The 22,276-nt window shown below is 39.1% G+C and carries 20 protein-coding genes; 11 read left to right on the top strand and 9 right to left on the bottom strand.

The window, feature by feature from the left end; translation table 11 throughout:
* Positions 1–8: 8 nt before the first annotated feature.
* The 5 genes from QL995_RS09960 to pdhR form a co-directional block, all read right to left on the bottom strand.
* A complete protein-coding gene (locus QL995_RS09960) occupies positions 9–689 on the bottom strand; it encodes a tRNA-uridine aminocarboxypropyltransferase (RefSeq protein ID WP_024590630.1) in 681 nt (226 codons plus the stop codon).
* A gap of 323 nt (positions 690–1,012) precedes the next feature.
* A complete protein-coding gene (gene lpdA / locus QL995_RS09955) occupies positions 1,013–2,437 on the bottom strand; it encodes a dihydrolipoyl dehydrogenase (protein ID WP_007586124.1) in 1,425 nt (474 codons plus the stop codon).
* 175 nt (positions 2,438–2,612) lie between these two features.
* Positions 2,613–4,532: a pyruvate dehydrogenase complex dihydrolipoyllysine-residue acetyltransferase gene (gene aceF, locus QL995_RS09950; RefSeq protein WP_007586126.1), complete on the bottom strand. Its 1,920-nt coding sequence runs from the start codon at positions 4,530–4,532 to the stop codon at positions 2,613–2,615.
* A gap of 10 nt (positions 4,533–4,542) precedes the next feature.
* A complete protein-coding gene (gene aceE / locus QL995_RS09945) occupies positions 4,543–7,209 on the bottom strand; it encodes a pyruvate dehydrogenase (acetyl-transferring), homodimeric type (RefSeq protein WP_290294089.1) in 2,667 nt (888 codons plus the stop codon).
* A 90-nt stretch (positions 7,210–7,299) separates the two neighbouring features.
* Positions 7,300–8,049, bottom strand: coding sequence for a pyruvate dehydrogenase complex transcriptional repressor PdhR (pdhR, locus tag QL995_RS09940; RefSeq protein ID WP_007586129.1), 750 nt, complete (start codon positions 8,047–8,049; stop codon positions 7,300–7,302).
* A gap of 1,001 nt (positions 8,050–9,050) precedes the next feature.
* On the opposite strand from pdhR, the gene QL995_RS09935 reads away from it, so the two are divergent.
* A complete protein-coding gene (locus QL995_RS09935) occupies positions 9,051–9,503 on the top strand; it encodes a transposase (RefSeq protein WP_290294088.1) in 453 nt (150 codons plus the stop codon).
* Between the two features lie 328 nt (positions 9,504–9,831).
* Here the strand turns inward: QL995_RS09935 and ampE are convergent, their stop codons facing one another.
* Positions 9,832–10,683, bottom strand: a complete 852-nt coding sequence (gene ampE / locus QL995_RS09930; RefSeq protein WP_290294087.1) for a beta-lactamase regulator AmpE — start codon at positions 10,681–10,683, stop codon at positions 9,832–9,834.
* Positions 10,684–10,696: 13 nt separating this feature from the next.
* Positions 10,697–11,251: a 1,6-anhydro-N-acetylmuramyl-L-alanine amidase AmpD gene (ampD, locus tag QL995_RS09925; RefSeq protein WP_290294086.1), complete on the bottom strand. Its 555-nt coding sequence runs from the start codon at positions 11,249–11,251 to the stop codon at positions 10,697–10,699.
* A 237-nt stretch (positions 11,252–11,488) separates the two neighbouring features.
* Here ampD and nadC point away from each other — a divergent pair, with 237 nt between their 5' ends.
* The 3 genes from nadC to QL995_RS09910 all read left to right on the top strand — a co-directional run bounded on the left by nadC (position 11,489) and on the right by QL995_RS09910 (position 13,712).
* Positions 11,489–12,340: a carboxylating nicotinate-nucleotide diphosphorylase gene (gene nadC, locus QL995_RS09920; protein WP_290294085.1), complete on the top strand. Its 852-nt coding sequence runs from the start codon at positions 11,489–11,491 to the stop codon at positions 12,338–12,340.
* A 483-nt stretch (positions 12,341–12,823) separates the two neighbouring features.
* Positions 12,824–13,267: a prepilin-type N-terminal cleavage/methylation domain-containing protein gene (locus QL995_RS09915; RefSeq protein ID WP_290294083.1), complete on the top strand. Its 444-nt coding sequence runs from the start codon at positions 12,824–12,826 to the stop codon at positions 13,265–13,267.
* A 13-nt stretch (positions 13,268–13,280) separates the two neighbouring features.
* A complete protein-coding gene (locus QL995_RS09910; RefSeq protein WP_290294082.1) occupies positions 13,281–13,712 on the top strand; it encodes a prepilin-type N-terminal cleavage/methylation domain-containing protein in 432 nt (143 codons plus the stop codon).
* Here the strand turns inward: QL995_RS09910 and QL995_RS09905 are convergent.
* Complete coding sequence (locus QL995_RS09905; protein WP_290294081.1) at positions 13,693–14,304, bottom strand: fimbrial assembly protein; 612 nt, start codon at positions 14,302–14,304, stop codon at positions 13,693–13,695. The genes QL995_RS09910 and QL995_RS09905 overlap by 20 nt on opposite strands.
* Positions 14,305–14,427: 123 nt before the next feature.
* On the opposite strand from QL995_RS09905, the gene QL995_RS09900 reads away from it, so the two are divergent.
* The 5 genes from QL995_RS09900 to yacG all read left to right on the top strand — a co-directional run bounded on the left by QL995_RS09900 (position 14,428) and on the right by yacG (position 19,454).
* A complete protein-coding gene (locus QL995_RS09900; protein WP_290294080.1) occupies positions 14,428–15,654 on the top strand; it encodes a type II secretion system F family protein in 1,227 nt (408 codons plus the stop codon).
* 115 nt (positions 15,655–15,769) lie between these two features.
* Entirely contained in the window at positions 15,770–16,663 is an 894-nt protein-coding gene (locus QL995_RS09895; protein ID WP_290294079.1) for an A24 family peptidase, read from the top strand.
* Between the two features lies 1 nt (position 16,664).
* A complete protein-coding gene (gene coaE / locus QL995_RS09890) occupies positions 16,665–17,306 on the top strand; it encodes a dephospho-CoA kinase (RefSeq protein WP_290294078.1) in 642 nt (213 codons plus the stop codon).
* Positions 17,307–17,432: 126 nt separating this feature from the next.
* Entirely contained in the window at positions 17,433–19,109 is a 1,677-nt protein-coding gene (gene pilB, locus QL995_RS09885) for a type IV-A pilus assembly ATPase PilB (protein ID WP_024608869.1), read from the top strand.
* 114 nt (positions 19,110–19,223) lie between these two features.
* The gene (gene yacG, locus QL995_RS09880; protein WP_007586146.1) at positions 19,224–19,454 is read left to right on the top strand and encodes a DNA gyrase inhibitor YacG; all 231 of its coding nucleotides are present in this window, start codon (positions 19,224–19,226) and stop codon (positions 19,452–19,454) included.
* Positions 19,455–19,525: 71 nt separating this feature from the next.
* Here the strand turns inward: yacG and QL995_RS09875 are convergent, their stop codons facing one another.
* Positions 19,526–20,014, bottom strand: coding sequence for a Spy/CpxP family protein refolding chaperone (locus QL995_RS09875; protein WP_101217072.1), 489 nt, complete (start codon positions 20,012–20,014; stop codon positions 19,526–19,528).
* A 177-nt stretch (positions 20,015–20,191) separates the two neighbouring features.
* On the opposite strand from QL995_RS09875, the gene QL995_RS09870 reads away from it, so the two are divergent.
* Positions 20,192–20,881: a response regulator gene (locus QL995_RS09870; protein WP_290294077.1), complete on the top strand. Its 690-nt coding sequence runs from the start codon at positions 20,192–20,194 to the stop codon at positions 20,879–20,881.
* Entirely contained in the window at positions 20,859–22,274 is a 1,416-nt protein-coding gene (locus QL995_RS09865; protein WP_290294076.1) for an ATP-binding protein, read from the top strand. The genes QL995_RS09870 and QL995_RS09865 overlap by 23 nt, the downstream gene beginning before the upstream one ends.
* Positions 22,275–22,276: the final 2 nt, after the last annotated feature.

The raw sequence follows: 22,276 nt of genomic DNA, 5'->3' as shown, positions 1-22,276 counted from the left end.
GCGTAAAACTACTCTTCTAGCGGTCGGCCTTTATTGCGCTTACCAAGCAAATACGCATCACGAAACTTAATAAAATGCTGTTCTAATTTAGAAGATGCATCCATTTCTCCCGCAAGCGCTAGCACCATAATAGCCACTTCAGCAGTGCCTAGTTGATGCGCATGAGGGGCAACACGTAATCGGTAATCAGATAGTTTATCAGCAGTAACAGAAAGTACAGGCAAGTTATCTAAGTATGGGCTTTTGCGAATCATTTTTTTAGCTTCACGCCAGGTACCATCTAAAAATATAAATAGCGGTTTTTTACCCTCTTCAATACTTATTTCGGTAATGGCCCTGCCCTCTTCTACATCTTCAGCAGGGAATACTACCATTGGCTGATATTGTGAATCGCTTATCAAAGCTAAAAGAGCGGGGTTAGGGTCTGTTCTATCCCATCTAAATGCGTGGTTATCTGGCACTATTTCAGCAATTAAGCGCCCAGTATTAGAAGGTTTAAAACTCTCATTGTGATACATTAATAAGCACACAGCTGCTTTACAATCTGCATGCTCAACACCTTTACAAATACAGTAGTGCTTAGCTATTAAGCATTGCTCACAGCGATCTAATTTACCGCCTCGAGCATTAAACTCTCGACGGGATTCACTTATTTGTTGAGCGCGTAATGCTAAAACTGAGTTTTTCACTGTATTTACCTTCAATTAATTAAGCGCGCATTGTAACGACTTATCGCAATTTAATCTTATATTTATAGCCATACCAACCTGCATAAATCTTTGATCAATTTAACGAATTAAATTGCACTATAACTTCGTTAAAAATTTTTTATTTAGAACAACTAGATACAAAAACTTTTGCCTAGTTCTAGCGTAATTTTCTTAACGTTAAATAGACCCATATATAAGCAGATTGGTATCATTGAATTAATTCAACATCTCTTAAATTAAAAACCAGGCATAAAAAAACCCAACCGAAGTTGGGTTTTTCAAACAAATGCTAAAAAGTTAAATTACTTCTTTTTAACTGCTTTTTTGTTTGGTAAGTCAGTGATCGAACCTTCAAAAATTTCAGCTGCAAGGCCGATTGATTCATTCAATGTAGGGTGAGCATGAATAGTAAGCGCTAAGTCTTCACCATCAGCACCCATTTCAATACCTAAACCGATTTCGCCAAGCATTTCGCCCGCGTTAATACCGATCATAGCACCACCGATTATACGGCCACTTTCTTTATCAAAAATAAGTTTAGTAGAACCTTCAGTACGAGATGATGCAATAGCACGGCCAGATGCTGCCCACGGGAATACCGCAGTTTCAATTTTTAGGCCTTGCTCTTTTGCTTCTTTCTCAGTAACACCTACCCAAGCGATTTCTGGGTCAGTATACGCAATCGAAGGAATACATTTAGGGTCGAAGAAATGCTTCTGACCAGAAATAACTTCTGCAGCAACATGACCTTCATGAACCGCTTTATGCGCAAGCATAGGCTGGCCAACTAAGTCACCAATTGCAAAAATATGGCTTACGTTAGTACGTAATTGCTTATCAACATTAATAAAGCCACGCTCATCAACGTTTACGCCCGCTTTTTCAGCATCAAGTAAGTTACCGTTTGGAGTACGGCCAACTGCAACAAGCACTTTGTCGTAACGTACAGGTTCTGCTGGTGCGTTTTTACCTTCAAACGTTACGTATAAGCCATCTTTTTTAGCTTCAACACCAACAACTTTAGTTGAAAGCATTACGTTGAATTTTTTGCTTACGTATTTTTGGTAAATTTTGATAATGTCTTTATCAGCTGCTGGAACTAATTGGTCAGCAAATTCTACAACATCAATTGCAGAACCTAGTGCACGGTAAACCGTACCCATTTCAAGACCGATAATACCACCACCAAGTACAAGTAGTTTTTCTGGTACATCTTTAAGCTCTAGCGCGCCAGTTGAATCAATTACACGGTCATCTTGTGGGATGAAAGGTAAGTTAACTGGTTTAGAACCTGCTGCAATAATCGCGTTATCAAACGTGATAGTTGTAGAGTCTTTCTCGCCTTCAACTACTAAAGTATTGCTGCCAGTGAATTTGCCGTAACCAGATACAACTTTCACTTTACGCATTTTAGCCATGCCCTCTAGTCCACCAGTTAACTGGCCAACTACAGAATCTTTCCAAGTACGAACTTGGTCAAGATCGATCTTTGGTGCGCCAAAAGTAACACCATGAGATGACATTTCAGCTGCATCATCAATCACTTTAGCTACGTGTAAAAGTGCTTTTGAAGGAATACAACCAACATTAAGACATACGCCGCCTAATGTTTCACGAGATTCTACCAATGTAACTTCTAAGCCCAAGTCAGCAGCGCGGAATGCCGCAGAGTAACCACCAGGACCACCGCCTAGTACAACAACTTGAGTTTTTAATTCGTTGCTCATGCTATTACCTTAATTGTTTGAACGGGACACTGCCCTAAAGTTTAACTGCCATGTTTCTGCAAGGCAGAAAGTGAGAGCAGATCACAAATTTGTGCAAAGATTGTATCATTGCAAATGGTAAAAATCCCAGCTAAAAACAACTGGCTGGGATTTGATTCTATTCATTGTCCAGCGATTACATCACCAATTGGCGAATATCGCTCATGTAACTTGCAAGAGTCACAGTAAAGCGTGCAGCTAAGGCTCCGTCAATAACCCTATGGTCGTATGACATAGACAGCGGAACCATTAGTTTTGGTTCAAACTCTTTGCCATTCCATTTAGGTTTCATTTCAGATTTAGACACACCTAAAATAGCCACTTCTGGTGCATTAACAATCGGCGTAAATGCCGTACCGCCAATACCGCCAAGGCTAGAAATAGTAAAACAACCACCTTGCATATCAGACGATGTAAGCTTCCCGTCACGTGCTTTAACAGATACTTCCATTAATTCGCGTGATAGTTCAATAATGCCTTTTTTATCAACATCTTTAAACACTGGTACAACTAAACCGTTTGGCGTATCAACTGCAACACCAATGTTAATGTACTTTTTAAGGATTAAGCTTTCGCCGTCCTCAGAAAGCGATGAGTTGAATTTTGGAAATTCAGCAAGTGCTTTTGCAGCTGCTTTCATTACAAACACAAGCGGCGTAATTTTAACACCCAGCTTTTTCTTCTCGCTAAGCACATTTTGCTCTTTACGGAATACTTCAAGGCTTGTGATATCAGCTTCGTCAAACTGTGTAACATGTGGGATTTGCACCCAGTTACGGTGTAAGTTTTTGCCTGATAGCTTTTGAATACGAGACAGCTTTTGCTCTTCAATTTCGCCAAACTTAGCAAAATCAACTTTAGGCCATGGAATAAGACCAAGCTCGCTACCACCAGCGCTACTACCTGCTGACAATTGACCAGACTCAACTTGCTTAACTAAGTTTTTAACGTAGTTTTGCACGTCTTCTTTAACTATACGGGCTTTGCGACCAGTGCCTTTAACATTAGCTAGGTTAATACCAAACTCACGCGCTAAACGGCGAACAACAGGTGATGCATGAGCATACGCGCTGTTTTCTGTGAAGCTTTCATTACTTGCTTTTGCTGGTGCCGCTTGAGCCGGTGCCGACTCAGTTTTAGCCGCAGCTGCAGGTGCTGATTTTTCAGCGGGTGCAGGTGCTGCTACTGGCGCGCTGCCTGCAACTTCAAATACAAAAATTAATGAGCCAGTCGATACTTTATCGCCAGCGGCTACTTTAATTTCTTTAACTGTACCTGCAAATGGAGCGGGTACTTCCATTGCAGCTTTGTCGCCTTCAACGTTTAAGATTGATTGATCTTCTTCAACCGTATCGCCAACTGCAACCATAATTTCAGTTACTTCAACTTCATCGCCACCAATATCAGGTACATTCACTTCTTTAGTACTTGGTGCTGCGTTTGCTGTTGAGCTAGCTGCTGGCGCTTCTACAGGAGCCGACTCTTTAGCCGGTGCTGCAGATTCACTTCCTGCTACTTCAAAGACAAACACTAATGAGCCTGTTTTAACTGTATCGCCAGCGGCGACTTTAATTTCTTTAACTATACCGGCAAATGGAGCTGGAACTTCCATTGCTGCCTTGTCGCCTTCCACGTTTAAGATAGATTGCTCTTCTGAAACGGTGTCGCCAACAGCAACCATGATTTCAGTTACTTCAACTTCATCATCGCCAATATCTGGTACGGTTACTTCTTTAGTTGAAGAACCTGTAGAAGCAGCAGGTGCTGCCTCTTCAGATTTAGCTGGAGCAGCGGCTGATGCTTTTTCTTCACCAGTGCTTTCACTCTCGCCTTCAAACAAAAATACTAAAGAGCCAGTTGTAACGGTGTCGCCAACGTTTACTTTAATTTCTTTAACTGTACCCGCTTGCGAAGCAGGTATTTCCATTGATGCTTTGTCGCCTTCAACATTTAATAATGATTGGTCAACATCTACTTTGTCGCCAACGCTTACTAATATTTCGGTTACTTCTACTTCGTCGTCACCAATATCTGGTACTTTAATTTCAATACTCATTGCAAACCTCTTATGCGTACAGTGGGTTAAGTTTGTTAGTGTCGATGTTGAACTTTTTAAGCGCTTCAACAACTACTGACTTCTCAACTTCACCGCGTTTAGCAAGTTCAGATAACGTAGCAACAACAACGTAGCCCGCGTTAACTTCAAAGTGACGACGTAGGTTTTCACGGCTATCAGAACGACCGTAACCATCGGTACCTAACACTTTGTAGTTGCTGCTTGGAATGAATGAACGCGCTTGTTCTGCGTAGTTTTTCATGTAATCCGTTGCTGCAACAGTCACAGAGTCGTTTAATACGCTTGTGATGAATGCTGTTTTTTGCTCGCCTTCAGGGTTAAGCATATTGAAACGTTCAACATCTTGACCTTCACGCGTTAATTCATTGAAAGACGTAACAGAGAACACGTCAGACGCAATGCCATACTCTTCGCTTAGAATCGTAGCGGCTTTACGTACTTCAGTCATAATAGTACCTGAGCTTAATAGCTGTACGTTGGCTTTTTTACCTTCGTAACTTTCAAGCTTGTAAATACCTTTACGGATACCTTCTTCAGCGCCTTCTGGCATAGCTGGCTGATGGTAGTTTTCGTTCATAAGCGTTAGGTAGTAGTAAATATTCTCTTGGTCATCACCGTACATACGACGAATACCGTCTTGTACAATAACAGCTACTTCAAACGCGTAAGTTGGGTCATAAGAAATACAGTTAGGAACCGTATTAGCAAGAATATGACTGTGACCATCTTCATGTTGCAAGCCTTCACCATTTAACGTTGTACGACCCGCAGTAGCACCAAATAAGAAACCACGTGCTTGTTGATCGCCCGCCATCCATGCCATGTCACCAACGCGTTGGAAACCAAACATAGAGTAGTAAATGTAGAATGGGATCATTGGTAAATCGTTAGTGCTGTATGAAGTTGCAGCAGCAACCCATGACGACATTGCACCTAACTCATTAATACCTTCTTGAAGCACTTGCCCTGATACAGTTTCTTTGTAGTAAGAAACAATATCACGATCCTGTGGCGTATAGTTTTGGCCATGCGGATTGTAAATACCGATTTGACGGAATAAACCTTCCATACCAAATGTACGCGCTTCATCGGCAATAATTGGTACGATGTTTTTACCAATGCCTTTATCTTTTAATAAGATATTAAGTGCACGAACAAAACCCATAGTGGTTGAAATATCACGTTTTTGTTCTTCAAGTAGCGGCTTAAACGCGTCTACTTCTGGCAACGTAAGTTTTTCACTAAAACGTGGAATACGCTTAGGTGTATAACCTTTAAGTTCATCACGACGAGCATGTAGATATTTATACTCAGGTGAACCTTCTTCAAGCTCTAAATAAGGTAGTTCTGCAAGTTGCTCTTCAGATACTAAATCATCAAGACCAAGGCGTGAACGTAAATGCGCAACATGCGACATGTCCATTTTTTTCACTTGGTGCGCAATGTTTTTACCTTCAGCTGCTTCACCCATGCCGTAACCTTTTACAGTTTTAGCAAGAATTACAGTTGGACGGCCTTTAGTGTCTTCTGCTTTTTTAAATGCAGCAAATAATTTTGATGACTCATGACCACCACGCTTAAGCGCGAAAATTTCGTCATCTGTCATGTCAGCAACAAGTGCAGCTGTTTCTGGGTAACGACCAAAGAAGTTTTCGCGTACGTACGCGCCATCTTTAGCTTTATATGTTTGGTAATCGCCATCAACAGTTTCGTTCATTAACTGTAGTAATTTACCCGTTGTGTCTTTAGCTAGAAGAATATCCCAACCGCTGCCCCACACTAGTTTAATTACGTTCCAGCCAGCGCCTTTAAACAAGCCTTCTAGCTCTTGAATAATTTTACCGTTACCCATAACTGGGCCGTCTAAACGCTGTAAGTTACAGTTAACTAAGTAACAAAGGTTATCTAGTTTTTCACGTGCAGCAAAAGAGATTGCACCGCGCGATTCTGGCTCATCCATTTCACCGTCACCTAAAAACGCGTATACACGTTGGTTTTTAGTATCTTTTAAGCCACGACCATCTAAGTATTTTAAGAAGCGTGCTTGGTAAATAGACGAAATAGGACCTAAGCCCATTGATACCGTAGGGAACTGCCAAAATTCAGGCATTAACTTAGGGTGAGGGTACGATGGTAAGCCTTCGCCATCAACTTCTTGGCGGAAGTTATCTAGTTGTGCAGCCGATAAACGACCTTCAACAAATGCACGTGCATAAATACCTGGAGAAATATGACCTTGGTAATAAACTAAGTCACCACCGTCTACATCATTTGGCGCTTTAAAAAAGTGGTTAAAACACACTTCATAAAATGCAGCAGATGATTGGTAAGACGCCATATGGCCGCCTAAGTCGAGATCTTTTTTAGATGCACGTAGAACGATCATAATCGCGTTCCAACGTATAATTGAACGAATACGACGCTCAAGATTTACATCACCCGGGTAAGCAGGTTCTTGATCTACAGGAATAGTATTAACGTAGTTCGTGGTAATACCCGTTGGCATATCAACGCCGTCTAAACGGGCTTGCTCTAATACTTGCTCAAGTAAAAACTGAGCTCGTTCAACACCTTCTTCGCGCACAACTGATTCAAGAGCTTGTAACCACTCTTGTGTTTCTAGCGCGTCTACGTCAATTTTATTGACTTCAGACATATGGAGGTTTCCTTATGTTTAAAATACGAATATTGTTAATTTAATATCACAGCTACTTAATTTGTGTGTTCAAAGTAGTTATGTACTAACTTAATTTTGTTTAGTGCGTCTTAAACTACGTTCAATTCGCGAATGTTCTTTGCCTGCTTCAAGTAGTGCTTCTTCTATAAATGCTAAGTGCGCATTACTTGCTAAACGGGCTTGTTCTGGATTACCGTCAATAACGGCATCCATTAATAAACGCCTGTGTTGGGCTAATTGACTGCTAATATCTGACTTTTTTAATAAAACAGTTAAATTTTGCAATACATTTTGCTCAAGCAGCGCTTTCATGCCTCTTACTAAATGCAGTAACACCACATTATGCGAGGCTTCTGCCACGCTAAAGTGAAATGCATTAATTGCTTTTGCTTTTTGCTGTAAATCATCATTAACAAGGGCAATTTTATCAAAGCTTTCTTTCACTTTGCTAAAATCGTTGCTGGTCCCGCGCAGTGCCGCGTAGTAAGCAGCAATCCCTTCTAATGCATGACGAAATTCAAGTAAATCAAACTGCGACTCAGGGTGTTTACTAATCAAATCAAAAAGTGGATCAGTAAGCCCTTCTTCGAGCTGATTTTTTACAAACGTGCCGCCACCCTGGCGACGCGTAACTAAACCTTTCGCTTCTAATTTTTGAATTGCCTCACGCAGTGACGGGCGAGACACTTCAAATTGCTTTGCTAGTTCACGCTCTGGTGGCAACTTTTCACCTGGTGCTAACGAGCCTTCAAGAATCATGTTCTCGAGTTGCTGTAAAATAACATCAGATAACTTTGCTGCTTTGATCTTTAAAGACATGAATCAACGTCCGCGTTGTATAAATACCAAGAGCCCATAAAGCGGGGCTTTGAGTAGTATGATTTACCCAAAAGGTAAATTGGTCATACCAAAAATTTTCAATACGGTATCAAAAACCTTATTAGCTGTCAATTTACAGGTAACTTGAGCAATTAAAGTAGCGTAACGCATTTTGAACGAAGATTAAACAATGCGCAATTTACAAAAATTGTTATAACGTTAATAGGATGAAAACAATTGGTCTGACCAGAAAAATAGAGTGTTAACTCTAGTTGAATTTATTAAAGAAATTAACAACAGGATAAAAGTACCAAAGAAATAGCTGCAATTTACACACGATCAGTCAACTAAATATAAAACATAATGCGCGCTATAAAATTTCGATCACGCAATATCGTAGCAGCGGGTTTACCCCGCGACATTTGGCAACTAATCTCCCAACCAAAAAAACACGATGCGCGATATAAAATCGCGACTACGCAATATCGTAGCAGCGGGTTTACCCCGCGACTATTGTGCAAGTAATTACCTAAACGTAAAACACAATGCGCGATGTAAAATCGCGACTACGCAATATCGTAGCAGCGGGTTTACCCCGCGACTATTGTGCAAGTAATTACCTAAACGTAAAACACAATGCGCGATGTAAAATCGCGACTACGCAATATCGTAGCAGCGGGTTTACCCCGCGACTATTGTGCAAGTAATTACCTAAACGTAAAACACAATGCGCGATGTAAAATCGCGACTACGCAATATCGTAGCAGCGGGTTTACCCCGCGACTATTGTGCAAGTAATTACCTAAACGTAAACCACAATGCGCGATGTAAAATCGCGACTACGCAATATCGTAGCAGCGGGTTTACCCCGCGACTATTGTGCAAATAATTACCTAAACGTAAAACACAATGCGCGATGTAAAATCGCGACTACGCAAATTTATAAAAATTGCATATGCTTTAAATTCGTGGGTCTGTGATTGCTAAAATACGGGTATGTTATGCATCGTTCATATTTATTACGAAAGGGAAGAGTATCAAAAGCAAATCACTATTACGCTATTACACTGGTTTGTCATGAGCGAAACAACCTATTCACAAGCTTAATAATTAATAGAGCTATTATCAATGAAATGAGGGGATTAGAAAGAGAGCAACTAATTAAATCAAATACTTTCGTGATAATGCCAAACCATATTCATTGGTTATTACAATTATCCGATAGCGCAACATTAAGTGAGGTAATTAGAAGCTTCAAAGGACGCTCAGCCACGGTGTATAGACAATTTGGCAGACAAAAGCTTTGGCAAAAAGGGTTTTATGATCACTTAATAAGAAATACCGAAGACTTAAATAGCAGTGCTAGATACATAGTCGCAAACCCTTTGCGTGCAAATTTAATAGAAAATATTGCAGACTACCCATATTGGGATAGTATTTATCTAAACTCGTAGCAGCGACATTTGGCAACTAATCTCCCAACCGAAAAACACAATGCGCGATATAAAATCGCGACTACGCAATATCGTAGCAGCGGGTTTACCCCGCGACATTTGGCAACTAATCTCCCAAACGAAAAAACGATGCGCGATGTAAAATCGCGACTACGCAATCGTAGCAGCGGGTTTACCCCGCGACATTTGGCAACTAATCTCCCAACCGGAAAACACAATGCGCGATATAAAATCGCGACTACGCAATATCGTAGCAGCGGGTTTACCCCGCGACATTTGGCAACTAATCTCCCAACCGAAAAATACGATGCGCGATGTAAAATCGCGACTACGATAGTCCACCAAATAATGTAAGTAGCGCTATAAGTACTAAGTAAAATAATACATTGCGCTTAACAAGCTTAATCATACAAGTGGCCTCGTAGGTACAGCCGTAATAACGCTTTTCAACTTGCTCTGCGGCTAGTGCAGTACATGTTACTACTTCTCGGTTTGGAGATTTAAAGTTAAGTACGTAACGTAGCCAACAGCTTGTGCCTTTATTAAAGTTACCTATTACTAAATAACCAAAGCTGGTAATACGTGCAGGTAACCAGTCGAGCCAAAACAATAATTTATGTATAAGTTTAAAACGCTTAGCAAATATTACTTTATGATCTTCTCGTACTAAATCAGCTAAAGTACGTACCAGTGCATATAAAACCGCACCTGGCGCGCCTAAAACAACGAACCAAAAAATAACCGCACAGTAAAATCTAAAGTTTACCCACGCCAATGTTTGCCCAAAGGTTTCGCCACCATCTTGATCATCAGTACGCTTTTGACCTATTTGCAACGCATATAAAGATGCAGCAGTACCGTCATCTCGCGTTAACGCATTTAAATACGACTTATATAAAGCACGCTGCTTAGCACAACCAAAGCAAACCAAAAGCACCGCGATATTAATGCCCAACTGCCACAAAACAAAATCAGATAAACAATAAATTAGTGCCATCGCAATCACTGGAAGTAAAAGCCAAATTAAAAAGCCCGGTGCTGAGCTTAATAAGCCCTTATCACCAAGTAATTTATTAGAGCGATTTAAATAACCATTTGCGTAATAACTTATCTGCCAGTAATTAGACCGAGCTCCTAAGCGCTCTAGTATTAATGCAATTATTATAGAAACTAAAATCATGGGAATAACTCTCTTAACTTAGTTGTTCAAGCATATTAAAAAACAATGGCCAATTAAAGCTACTGCCAGGATCTGTTTTACGCCCAGGGGCAATATCGCAATGCCCCACAATACGCGAAGGGGTAATTTTTGGGTAGCGTTGCATTATAGATTTACTAATAATAGTTAATGTTTTGTACTGCGCTAAAGAATATGGCGTGGTGTCGGTACCTTCAAGCTCAATGCCAATGCTAAAGTTATTACAAGCACATACCCCCTCAAACTCGGATTGCCCTGCATGCCAAGCGCGCTTTTCAAAAGGCACATATTGTATAACCTCACCGGTGCGCTTTATAAAGCAATGGGCCGATACACGTAAATTCTTTAAGTCACTAAAACTCGGATGAGCATTACAATCTATGCTACCCATAAATAACTCATCAACGAAAGGTGTACCAAACTGCCCTGCTGGCAATGATATATTGTGAATCACCAATAAAGAAATACCAGCCTCATCAGGTCGCTCATCAAAATGCGAACAAGGCCGCTGTGCTACCGTACTTAAAACACCGTCTAAATCTATTTTCATGATACGTTTATTATATAAATATCAAGATATACATATCGCTGATGCTAAAGGATTTATTAAAAAAATGATAGTAACAAGCGAGGTATAAAACCTCACCTACAAATAATTCAAACCCACACGTAGGTGCGAATTTACTTCAAGCGCTTATCTTTATATTAGCGAAAAGGCAATCGCTTCTCTTTCTTTTATAAACATAGTAAAATTTGCTTAATTTATTAACGCTTATGAGCTTTTATTATGTCTATCCCGCACTCTTTAGTTAGCCAACTTGTCACTCTTGCACTCGACGAAGATCTAAATTATCAAACCGCACAAGAAGGCGATATTACCGCGCAATTGATCCCAAAAAATGAGCAAGCAAGCGCCAAAGTAATCACTCGCGAAGACTGCATTTTTTGCGGAAAAGACATCATCCTTGAAGTATTCAAACAAGTAGACCCAAGCGTTAAGGTTAATGTACTAATAAACGACGGCGACGCAGTTAAAGCAAACAGCACATTATTTACCGCTATTGGCTCGGCTCGTTCAATATTAACTGCCGAACGAACTGCCCTTAACTTTGTGCAAACGTTATCAGGCACTGCAACTACTACAGCGCATTACGTAAAAGAGTTAAGTGGTACAACTACGCAACTACTCGATACACGCAAAACCATACCTGGTCTGCGTGCTCTTCAAAAATACGCAGTAAAATGTGGCGGGGGTGCAAACCATCGTATTGGGTTATTTGACGCTTTTTTAATTAAAGAAAATCATATAGCGGCTTGTGGCACAATAAACAAAGCCGTAGCTCAAGCTAAACAAAACCACCCGAACAAACCTGTCGAAGTCGAAGTAGAATCACTCCCTGAACTTAAGCAAGCAATTGAAGCTGGCGCCGACATAATTATGCTAGACAACTTTAGCGTAGAGCAAATTAAGCAAGCTGTAATTTTAACCAACAAACGCGCAAAACTAGAGGTTTCAGGCAATATGACCCTAGAAACGCTCAAAACTTATTCACAAGCAGGAGTCGACTTTATATCAAGCGGAGCGTTAACAAAAAACTTACAATCAATCGATTTATCGATGCGTTTTGAACAATTTTAAAGCAACAACTGCCAATTAATACCGCTAATCGATTGACAAGTTAAGTAAAAAAGCATTAAATAACCCGAAAGGCTTACTTTGTAACATTTTGTTAAATAAAATCGCTTTTTTATAAGAAGATACGTGCTAAATACTAAAATAAAATGGTAGACTAATTCTGTTGTACTATTTTATTTTAAAAGGTAGTCATAAATAACTAGTACCTTTAGTTTTTAAAGACATAATTAAAAACTAAAGCAACTAAACTACTTACTTTATGCCTATACTATTTGTTGCTACAACATGTAGTGCTCTTAGTAAACTTTTATAGCTAGTACTAAACATAATGAATTCACATACGGCTTTTGTGTTTCATAATCTAAAGCTAAAGTGTAATAAAATTAATTTTAAGTAAAACTGTAAAGTAAATCGGTTAAATTAAGTGAGGCATTTTGCCGCTTAAGTGATTTAAGTTACAAAAATCTATCCTTTAGGAGAGGAAACATGAAAACAATGACTCAAAAACAACAGGGTTTCACCCTAATTGAATTAATGATTGTTATCGCAATCATCGGTATTTTGGCAGCTATCGCTTTACCTCAGTACCAAACATACACTAAAAAGGCACGTTTCTCTGAGGTTGTACTAGCTGCTTCTTCAGCTAAAGGCTTAGTTGATGTTTGTTATCAAACGCGTGGGGCTGGTGATTTAGCTAATTGTGATGCTGCAGGTGAAATTGGTTTAAATGAAGATGGTGCAGCTGCGGGAACTAATGTAGCGAGCGTTGCAATCGCAACGACTACAGCAGTAATTACAGCTACTGGTGAAGCATCGGTAGATAGCGTAACTTACGTATTGACTCCTACTGAAGCTGTTGATGGAACAACTAAATTAGGCACTCTTACTTGGGCTCAAACAGGTACATGTATTGCCGCTGGTATTTGTTAATAGAAATATAAAAATGAGAAAAGCTTTTGGCTTCTCTTTAATAGAGCTAATGATAGTTATCGCTATAATGGGGATATTAATATCATTAGCTCTACCTGCTTATAACAATCACTTTAAACGCTCTAAATTTACCGAGGTTGTTCTTGCTTCTAACGCACTTCAGCGCCAAGTAGAAATTTGTTTTTATACTAAGCATGCTCTTAATGAATGCGATTCTTTTGAAAAAACAAGCTCTAAAAAATCTGACTTTATAGCACCTAGCTACATATCTGACATAGAAATATCTAACTCACCTGGTACTTATCAAATAAAATCAACTGCAACAAGTGAAGCATCTGCATCAAGCTCAGGAGATACTTATATTATGACTGCAACGATAAATTCCAATCAGTTGCTGTGGGAGGTTTCTCCTCTTAGTACATGTATCAGTGAAGGGACTTGTTAAAAGCTAACTCTTTGTTTTCTTTTGTTACATTTACAATACCTTTTTTTGTAATTACCCCACATATCGTTCCGCACTCTTTTTCAAAACTTGATTTTTCAAAAAACTCAAACATTTCAATTGGCGAAACAGCTCTCTTAATTAGACTTTCGTAATTAGCTCTCAGCTCACTTCCAATTGCAGGTTCTTTAAATGTATAAAATTGCTCTTGGTTATTACCTTTTCTTGAATCGCCTTTAGTAACAGCAAAGAAAGAACCTTGCCATTTTATGATGTAAGCGAGCCTTTGGCTGTCTATTTGCAACACTCCATAACCTAAGGAGCTAAACTGAAGTAGCAAAATGACGCTAATATTAATCGCATTTTCTTTAAATGATTTAATTGGTGAAAGTAACCATAAGCTCAATAAAGGTCCTAATATTAAGTCTAGTGATAAAATGATTACAGCTAAACCAAATAAATCAGTTAATAAATAACGCCCATTATCAAACCAAACATTTATAATAAATAATCCAAGTAAGCATAATAAAATAGCGCCTGTAATAAAGTGTATACTTGACCACTTTAATTTTTTATTAATATTTTTAGAAAACACTTTAAATTCTCCGTAATTTATTTAGTACTAAAAGTAGGTGCATCAATTGTTTAAGTTCAACTTTGTGGCTATTATATATTATTCGATTAAATCTTATACCTCATACTGATATTCAGGATCATAATGGCTAAACAACAAGAAAAAAAAGGGCAAGATACCTTTGTATGGGTTGGAGTAAGTGCAAGAGGCAAAAAACTTGAAGGCGAGCTTACAGGAAATAGTATTGCTCTTGTAAAAGCTCAACTTAGAAAGCAAGGTATTACACCATCAAAAGTAAAACGGAAACCTAAACCTCTTTTTGGAACTCGCCTTCAAAAAATCACTCCCAAAGATATTGCAATGGTCACAAGGCAAATTGCAACTATGCTCATGGCTGGCGTACCATTAATCCAATCAATAGAAATGATTGGTACCGGAGCAACAAATAAAAGCCTCGGTAAACTAATGGAAACCATTGCGGATGAAGTAAAAGCAGGCCAACCTTTATCTACAGCGCTTAGAAAACACCCTCGCTATTTTGATGACTTATATTGCGACTTAGTAGCATCGGGCGAGCAGTCAGGTGCGCTTGATAGAATATTTGATCGTGTCGCTTTATATAAAGAAAAATCAGAAGCTTTAAAATCAAAAATTAAAAAAGCAATGTTCTACCCTACAGCCGTATTAGTCATAGCACTAATTGTAACATCCATATTATTAATTTTTGTTGTTCCACAATTTCAAGATATTTTTGCTGGTTTTGGAGCTGAGTTACCTGCATTTACTCTACTCGTGATTGCAATATCTGAATTCATGCAAGAATATTGGTGGGTAATTGCATTAATTATTGCTGCGTTTGGTTATGGCTATAAAGAAGCACTGCTGAAAAGCCAAAAATTAAGAGATGCAACTGATCGATTAATACTTAAACTCCCTGTTATCGGTATGATTTTAAATAAAGCAGCTGTTGCACGTTATGCTCGTACACTTTCGACCACGTTTGCTGCAGGTGTGCCGCTTGTTGATGCGCTTGATTCTGCTGCAGGGGCTTCCGGTAATGCAGTGTACCGATATGCTATTTTAGATATAAAAGTTGAGGTTAGTTCAGGTAATCAGATGAACTGGGCTATGCGTAACTCAAAAATATTCCCTGATATGGTAATACAAATGGTCGCGATTGGTGAGGAGTCAGGCTCCCTTGATGGCATGCTCGCAAAAGTGGCTACTATATACGAGCAGGAAGTTGATGATGCTGTAGATGGCCTTTCTAGCCTACTAGAGCCACTTATTATGGCTGTGCTAGGTGTGCTTATTGGTGGCTTAATTATCGCGATGTATTTACCTATTTTCCAACTTGGCGCTGTTATTTAATTTCTTTAAAAAATATAAGAAACCTTGCGATTTTAGAGGGAAGCACATGTAGCAGCGATTTTATATCGCGCCTTCCTAATTGTATTATTGAAATATTTTAGTTTTAGGTAAATAAATGCAAAGTATTATTGAAGTAATGCAAAGCCAGCTGTGGTTTTATTTAACCACTATTGGCCTAATTAGTTTATGTATTGGTAGTTTTTTAAATGTGGTTATTTATCGCTTACCGTTGATGATGCAACGTGAGTGGCAAAGTGAATGCAGGCTACTGCTAGAGGATGAACTTACAGGGAATAAATCTAAACAAGCCAATATCAATAAGCCTTTTAACTTAGTAAAACCCAACTCTACCTGCCCTAAATGCAAAACTGCCATTAAGCCTTGGCAGAATATTCCTATTATTAGTTGGTTAGCACTTAAAGGTAAATGCGCAAGTTGCAGTAATCCTATTTCGGCCCGATACCCTGCTGTAGAGCTAATTACTGCTATATTAAGTTTAATTGTTGCCTACAGCTTTGGTGCGACCGAGCAAGCCCTTTTATATATTTTTGTAACGTGGATTTTAGTTGCACTGACCTTTATTGATATTGACCACATGCTGCTGCCAGATCAACTTACACTTCCGCTGGTATGGCTTGCACTTATTGCCTCTGTAATGGGTTACACAATTACACCAACCGATGCCATTATTGGTGCGGCTTGCGGTTATTTAAGTTTGTGGAGCGTGTTTTGGTTATTTAAGTTACTAACCGGAAAAGAAGGCATGGGCTATGGCGACTTTAAATTGCTTGCTGTATTTGGTGCTTTGCTTGGCTGGCAGTCATTACTTACTATTATTCTGCTTTCGAGCGTAGTGGGTGCCATTATAGGTATTGCACTGCTGAGCATACAAGGTAAAGACAAAGCGACCCCTATCCCTTTTGGGCCTTATTTAGCGATAGCTGGCTGGATTGCAATGCTTTGGGGCAACCAAATTCAAGGCACTTATTTTAATTTAATTGGTTATTAAAATGAGTGAGCAAATTACTAAAGTAAACAGCTGGGTATTAGGTTTAACAGGCGGTATTGGCTGTGGTAAAACGGCCGTCAGTAACATGTTTGAAAAGCTTGGTATTACAATTGTTGATGCCGATATAATTGCGCGCGAAGTAGTACTCCCAAATAGCAAAGGGCTAAAAGCGATTACCCAACACTTTGGTGAACATATTTTATTGCCTGATGGCACATTAAATAGAGCAGAGCTTCGCGAAAAAATATTTACTAACAACAATGACAAAGAATGGCTTAATGCGTTATTGCACCCTCTTATACGGATAAAAATACTAACCGATTTAAACAATGCAACCAGCCCTTATGTTGTTTTAGTTGCACCTTTATTGTTTGAAAACAACCTTGATAAATACTGCGACCATACCCTACTTATTGACGTACCAACCTCAGTACAAATAGCGCGTACGGCAAAACGCGACAGCACAAGTATTGAGCAAGTTAAAAGTATTATTGCCTCGCAAATGTCACGCGTCGATAAACAGCAAAAAGCGGATGATATTTTAAATAATGACCGTAGTTTAAACCTAGTGCATATAGAGCTTGTTGATCTACATAAAAAGTACCTACAATATGCATTACACAACAAAACTAACTCACATTAACACTGTCCTAACTCACACAAACTCGTATTTTAGTTAGTAAAATCACAACAAAGAATGAAAGGTGATGTAATCACCTTCTTTTTTCTGATAAATTGCTTACTATTGAAGGAATAAAACAGGTGCGCAATGAATATTAACTCACCGTTATTGAGAAAATTTATAACCCTTGGCCGCATTGATGCCGACACGGTTAAAAACAAACAAAATGAATTTGCCTCAACAGCTGAGCTTATTTCTAAATGTGGAAAAATCGATAGTAAAGATTTAGCTGAACAATGTATTGATTTGTTTCGCGTACCTTATTTTGATTTAAAAGACTTTGATCCTACAAGAATCCCGGCCGATCTCGTAAAAGAAAAACTTATACGTAAACATCATATTTTGCCGCTTGTTCAAAAAGATCGAAAAGTTTATATAGCAGCATCAGACCCAACAGATTACGGCGCATTCGAAAACTTTGAGTTTAGTACCGGTCTTTCATGCGAAATTGTTGTTGTTGATTATATTCAACTCGATACCAAAATTGAGCAATTACTAGATGCTACTGGCAGTTTAAATCTAACCGATGACGAGTTTCAGGAATTTGCTGATTTAGACTCAGAAAGCCAAAGAGATACAGCACCACAAGATGATGATAAAGATGATGCGCCTATCATCGTTTACATCAACAAAATTTTAATGGATGCCATTAAAAAAGGCGCCTCTGATTTACACTTTGAACCTTACGAGCACAAGTACCGTATTCGCTTTCGTATTGATGGCATTTTGCATGAAGTAGCGAGCCCACCTAATACGTTAGCAACTAAGCTCTCTGCGCGTATTAAGGTTATGTCACGACTCGATATTGCCGAAAAACGCAAACCACAAGATGGTCGTATAAAGCTAAAAATAACTGAACGAAAAAGTATCGACTTTCGTGTAAGTACCATGCCTACCTTGTGGGGCGAAAAAATAGTAATGCGTATCCTTGATTCATCAAGCGCTATGTTAGGCATTGATGTACTAGGCTATGAGCCTGAGCAGAAAAAGCTCTATATGGATGCACTTGCCCAGCCTCAAGGGATGATACTAGTAACAGGGCCAACCGGTTCTGGTAAAACAGTATCGCTATACACAGGTTTAAATATATTAAACCAACCTGAGCGTAATATTAGTACTGCGGAAGATCCGGTTGAGATTAACCTTGAAGGTGTAAACCAAGTACAAATTAACATTAAAGCCGATATGACTTTTGCCAATGCACTGCGTGCATTTTTACGTCAAGATCCTGATGTAGTTATGGTAGGTGAAATACGTGACCTAGAAACCGCAGAAATATCAATAAAAGCGGCGCAAACAGGTCACTTGGTTTTATCAACATTGCATACAAACTCAGCACCAGAAACAATCACCCGTTTATTAAATATGGGTGTGCCCGCTTATAACGTAGCAAGTTCGATCAGCTTAATTATAGCCCAGCGTTTAGCACGTCGTTTGTGCCCTAAATGTAAAACGCCAGAACAACTTCCGAGTGAAGAACTGGCTCGCCAAGGATTTAGCGCCAAGCAAATTGAAGAAATGACGTTATATACGCCTAAAGGGTGTGATAGCTGTACCGATGGTTATAAAGGCCGAGTGGGTATTTACGAAGTAATGCAAATTACCCCTGAAATTGCCCAAATTATTATGCGCGGTGGTAACTCGCTTGAAATAGCTGACGTTTCACTTAAAGCCGGATTTAATAATTTACGTTTATCGGGTTTACGCAAAGCAGCCGATGGCCTTACATCCCTTGGTGAAATTAATCGCGTGACTAATTTTTAAAGATCCATAGTAAAAGCTACAAGGTTCTGAACACTAAATTCAGAGCCTTACTTATACCTAGAGACTCATATCTAAGTAATGTAAAATGCAGAAAAAGATTGTAAAGAGTAAATTATGCCTACTATTGTAAACTGCCCAACCTGTAAAACTAAAGTTGAATGGTCAGAGCAAAGCCCATTTCGCCCTTTTTGCTCAAAACGCTGTCAGCTAATTGATTTAGGTGAATGGTCGTTTGAAAATAACAGAATTTCTGCACCAATCACGTCCGCAGAAGAGTTTAGCCAAGACATGATTGAAGATATTGAAGCTATGCTGGCTAAAAATGAAGATGACTTTTTTAAGTAATTTATCTTCATTATGCCCTAAATACGAAAACCAGCATTAAGCTGGTTTTTTAGTATTTACAAAAAGTATAATTAACTTTTTTGTTTACGGTGCTTTTTATTCATACGCTTTTGCATTTTAGCAAATTTCTCTTTTTGCTCAGCGTTAAGTACTTGCATTACTTGGTGTTGCGTTTTTAGTTTAATTAAACCAAATTGCTCACCTTTTTCATGACGTTCATTTAATAGCTCTTTTGCTGCATTTTCGTCGAATGTTGCCGCCGAAAGCAATGCATCCATTTTAGCTTTATGCGCTTCACGCATCGCTTTACGGGCTTCTTTATCGTCGCCACGCAACGCTTTCATTTGTGTTTTTTGCGCTTCAAAAATAGCTTTTAGCTTAGTTTGCTGCTCATCTGTTAAGCTTAACTTTTCAACGCCGCGCTCAGAAAGTAAAAAGCGAGCTTGAGAATGGCCTTGTTTATGTCCGTCGCCTTTAGCTAATACGCTACCAGCACCAAGCGTTGCTGTTGCTAAGCCACAGATAAGTACTAATTTTGAAAGTGTGTTTAATTTAGTCATAATCATTACCTTAATATTGAATTGGTTGGTTGAGCGATTGTGGCTGCTAAGCCAGTGAGTTAACTATACCTAACTCAATGCAAAGTAACGCAAAGCAGTGTAAAGGTTGTGTAAAGATTCACCTTTGCACTATTTAGCGGGTAAAATAACGCTATAAACAACTCTAAGGGTTTGTAAATGAAACTATTAATGATTGATGACGACACTGGCCTTTGTGAGCTATTAAGTGAGTATTTAACGGCCCAAGGGTTTGAAATACAAAGCATACACGACGGTGAGCAGGGCCTTAAACTAGCACAAGCAAATGACTACGCCCTTATATTGCTAGATGTAATGTTACCAACGCTTGATGGTTTTGAAGTACTTAAACAACTTAGGCAAACAAAACTCACACCGGTAATAATGCTTACTGCAAAAGGTGAAGACTTTGACCGTATTTTTGGCCTAGAGCTAGGCGCTGACGATTACATACCAAAGCCTTTTAATCATCGTGAATTACTAGCCCGCGTAAAAGCAATAACACGCCGTATAGAGCACATTAATAGCTTAAATGCAGCCACAACGAGTAAGTTACTCGTTAATGGTATTACTGTTAACCTTGCAGCGCGAGAGGCCTCAATCGACGGCTCTACACTGACCCTTACTGGTACAGAGTACGAAATACTCACACTATTGTGTAAAAATGCAGGCGAAGTGGTTAGTAAAGAGCAAATTAGCGAAGAAGTACTAGGCAGGCGTTTAGCTTCTTTTGATCGCTCTATCGATATGCATGTAAGTAATATCCGTAAAAAAATAGCTGAGCATATTTCAGGTGAGCGAATTAAAACAATGCGAGGTACGGGTTATGTCTTTATCCAAGGCGAATAAAAGCACTTACTTTGCTTGGTTAAAACACCCTGGGCACTACCTGTTTTTTAAAGTATTTATTTGGTTTTGGTTAACTATAATCGGCACCGTAGCAGCGCTTATATTTTTAAGTAATATAACCGCTATTAATGCGGTATCTAACGAGCCACTTTATGGCCCAATGAAAAAAAACCTAATATACACCGCCAAAAGTATTGAGCGTACTGCCATTAAGCATAAGCGCAGTCTAAGCGAAGTATTAGTACACCCTCGCCTATCAAAGCGTAAACTTTTATACTTAAGCGCAGCTCAAAGCGAGGACTCTCTTAGTAGTAAAGAGGTGCCAGAGAGCATCGATTTAAGTTTATTAAACTTCACTCAAAATATGTCACCGCAAATTATTTTCACTGAGAAATATCAAGCCTTCGGTCCTGTTAATATAAACGTGCCTGAAGGGAGTTTTTATCTTTATGAAATAGATATTAACCATCAACCACCGCTAATAATGCGCTTTAAGCTTATGCCTAATTGGATGAAAATAGTCATCGCAATTGTTGCCTCTCTTATTTTAAGCTTTGTATTTAGCCGTAACTTAATAGCCCCTATAAATAGCCTTAAAAAAGCGGCAATTAAACTATCAGCGGGTAACCTAAGCGCAAGAGCCGACATTTCTGTAAACCGAAAAGATGAGCTAGGAATACTAGGGCGAGATTTTAACAGCATGGCTAATCAGTTAGAGCTTTTAATCAGCTCACAAAAACGCTTATTAGCCGACATATCACATGAATTACGATCGCCTCTTACACGTTTAAAAATGGCTACCGGACTTGCACAAATGCAAGCTAACGACGCTAGCCAATCGTATTTATTACGCATAGAAAAAGAAGCAAACCAGCTTGATAAGATGATTGCCGACGTGCTGCAAGTTTCTCGCTTAGAAGCAAAAAGCCAAGCACTTTCACTGCAAAAACAATCATTACAAATAATTGTAGATCACGTTATTAACGATGCGCAGTTTGAAGCAAAACAAAATAATAAGCAGCTAAATATAGTGGGCGCTGTAGACATAAACATTAATTGCGACGAAGGCCTTATTGCCAGTGCGCTTGAAAACCTACTTCGCAACGCCATTAAATACGCAAATAATACGATTAGCATTACTCTAAAGCATGCTGATGCCATTTATATAGAAATATGTGACGATGGCTCTGGTGTGCCAGATGATCAACTGAGTAAGCTTTGCGAGCCCTTTTTTAGACAGTCAGATGCGCGGGATCGCGTAAGTGGTGGCACGGGTTTAGGTCTTGCGATTTCTAAAAATGCTATTACTGCGCATGGCGGCAGTTTAGTATTATCAAATAAAGAACTAGGTGGCTTGTGTGCTAATATAACCTTGCCATTAATAAAAGAGTAAAG

The sequence above is a fragment of the Pseudoalteromonas sp. APC 3358 genome (assembly GCF_030408075.1).
Classification (GTDB): Bacteria; Pseudomonadota; Gammaproteobacteria; order Enterobacterales; family Alteromonadaceae; genus Pseudoalteromonas; species Pseudoalteromonas arctica.
The sequence above is the reverse complement of the archived record's forward strand: the minus strand, read 5'-3'. Positions and strand labels throughout refer to the sequence as shown.

What these genes read in the sequence shown, in the direction of transcription:
- ampD (WP_290294086.1), bottom strand. Translation starts at nt 11,251, where the DNA reads ATGAAAATAGATTTAGACGGTGTTTTAAGTACGGTAGCACAGCGGCCT.
- QL995_RS09935 (WP_290294088.1), top strand. Translation starts at nt 9,051, where the DNA reads ATGCATCGTTCATATTTATTACGAAAGGGAAGAGTATCAAAAGCAAAT.
- QL995_RS09870 (WP_290294077.1), top strand. Translation starts at nt 20,192, where the DNA reads ATGAAACTATTAATGATTGATGACGACACTGGCCTTTGTGAGCTATTA.
- QL995_RS09865 (WP_290294076.1), top strand. Translation starts at nt 20,859, where the DNA reads ATGTCTTTATCCAAGGCGAATAAAAGCACTTACTTTGCTTGGTTAAAA.
- QL995_RS09895 (WP_290294079.1), top strand. Translation starts at nt 15,770, where the DNA reads ATGCAAAGTATTATTGAAGTAATGCAAAGCCAGCTGTGGTTTTATTTA.
- aceE (WP_290294089.1), bottom strand. Translation starts at nt 7,209, where the DNA reads ATGTCTGAAGTCAATAAAATTGACGTAGACGCGCTAGAAACACAAGAG.
- QL995_RS09875 (WP_101217072.1), bottom strand. Translation starts at nt 20,014, where the DNA reads ATGACTAAATTAAACACACTTTCAAAATTAGTACTTATCTGTGGCTTA.
- pilB (WP_024608869.1), top strand. Translation starts at nt 17,433, where the DNA reads ATGAATATTAACTCACCGTTATTGAGAAAATTTATAACCCTTGGCCGC.
- yacG (WP_007586146.1), top strand. Translation starts at nt 19,224, where the DNA reads ATGCCTACTATTGTAAACTGCCCAACCTGTAAAACTAAAGTTGAATGG.
- nadC (WP_290294085.1), top strand. Translation starts at nt 11,489, where the DNA reads ATGTCTATCCCGCACTCTTTAGTTAGCCAACTTGTCACTCTTGCACTC.
- coaE (WP_290294078.1), top strand. Translation starts at nt 16,665, where the DNA reads ATGAGTGAGCAAATTACTAAAGTAAACAGCTGGGTATTAGGTTTAACA.
- ampE (WP_290294087.1), bottom strand. Translation starts at nt 10,683, where the DNA reads ATGATTTTAGTTTCTATAATAATTGCATTAATACTAGAGCGCTTAGGA.
- lpdA (WP_007586124.1), bottom strand. Translation starts at nt 2,437, where the DNA reads ATGAGCAACGAATTAAAAACTCAAGTTGTTGTACTAGGCGGTGGTCCT.
- aceF (WP_007586126.1), bottom strand. Translation starts at nt 4,532, where the DNA reads ATGAGTATTGAAATTAAAGTACCAGATATTGGTGACGACGAAGTAGAA.
- pdhR (WP_007586129.1), bottom strand. Translation starts at nt 8,049, where the DNA reads ATGTCTTTAAAGATCAAAGCAGCAAAGTTATCTGATGTTATTTTACAG.
- QL995_RS09910 (WP_290294082.1), top strand. Translation starts at nt 13,281, where the DNA reads ATGAGAAAAGCTTTTGGCTTCTCTTTAATAGAGCTAATGATAGTTATC.
- QL995_RS09915 (WP_290294083.1), top strand. Translation starts at nt 12,824, where the DNA reads ATGAAAACAATGACTCAAAAACAACAGGGTTTCACCCTAATTGAATTA.
- QL995_RS09900 (WP_290294080.1), top strand. Translation starts at nt 14,428, where the DNA reads ATGGCTAAACAACAAGAAAAAAAAGGGCAAGATACCTTTGTATGGGTT.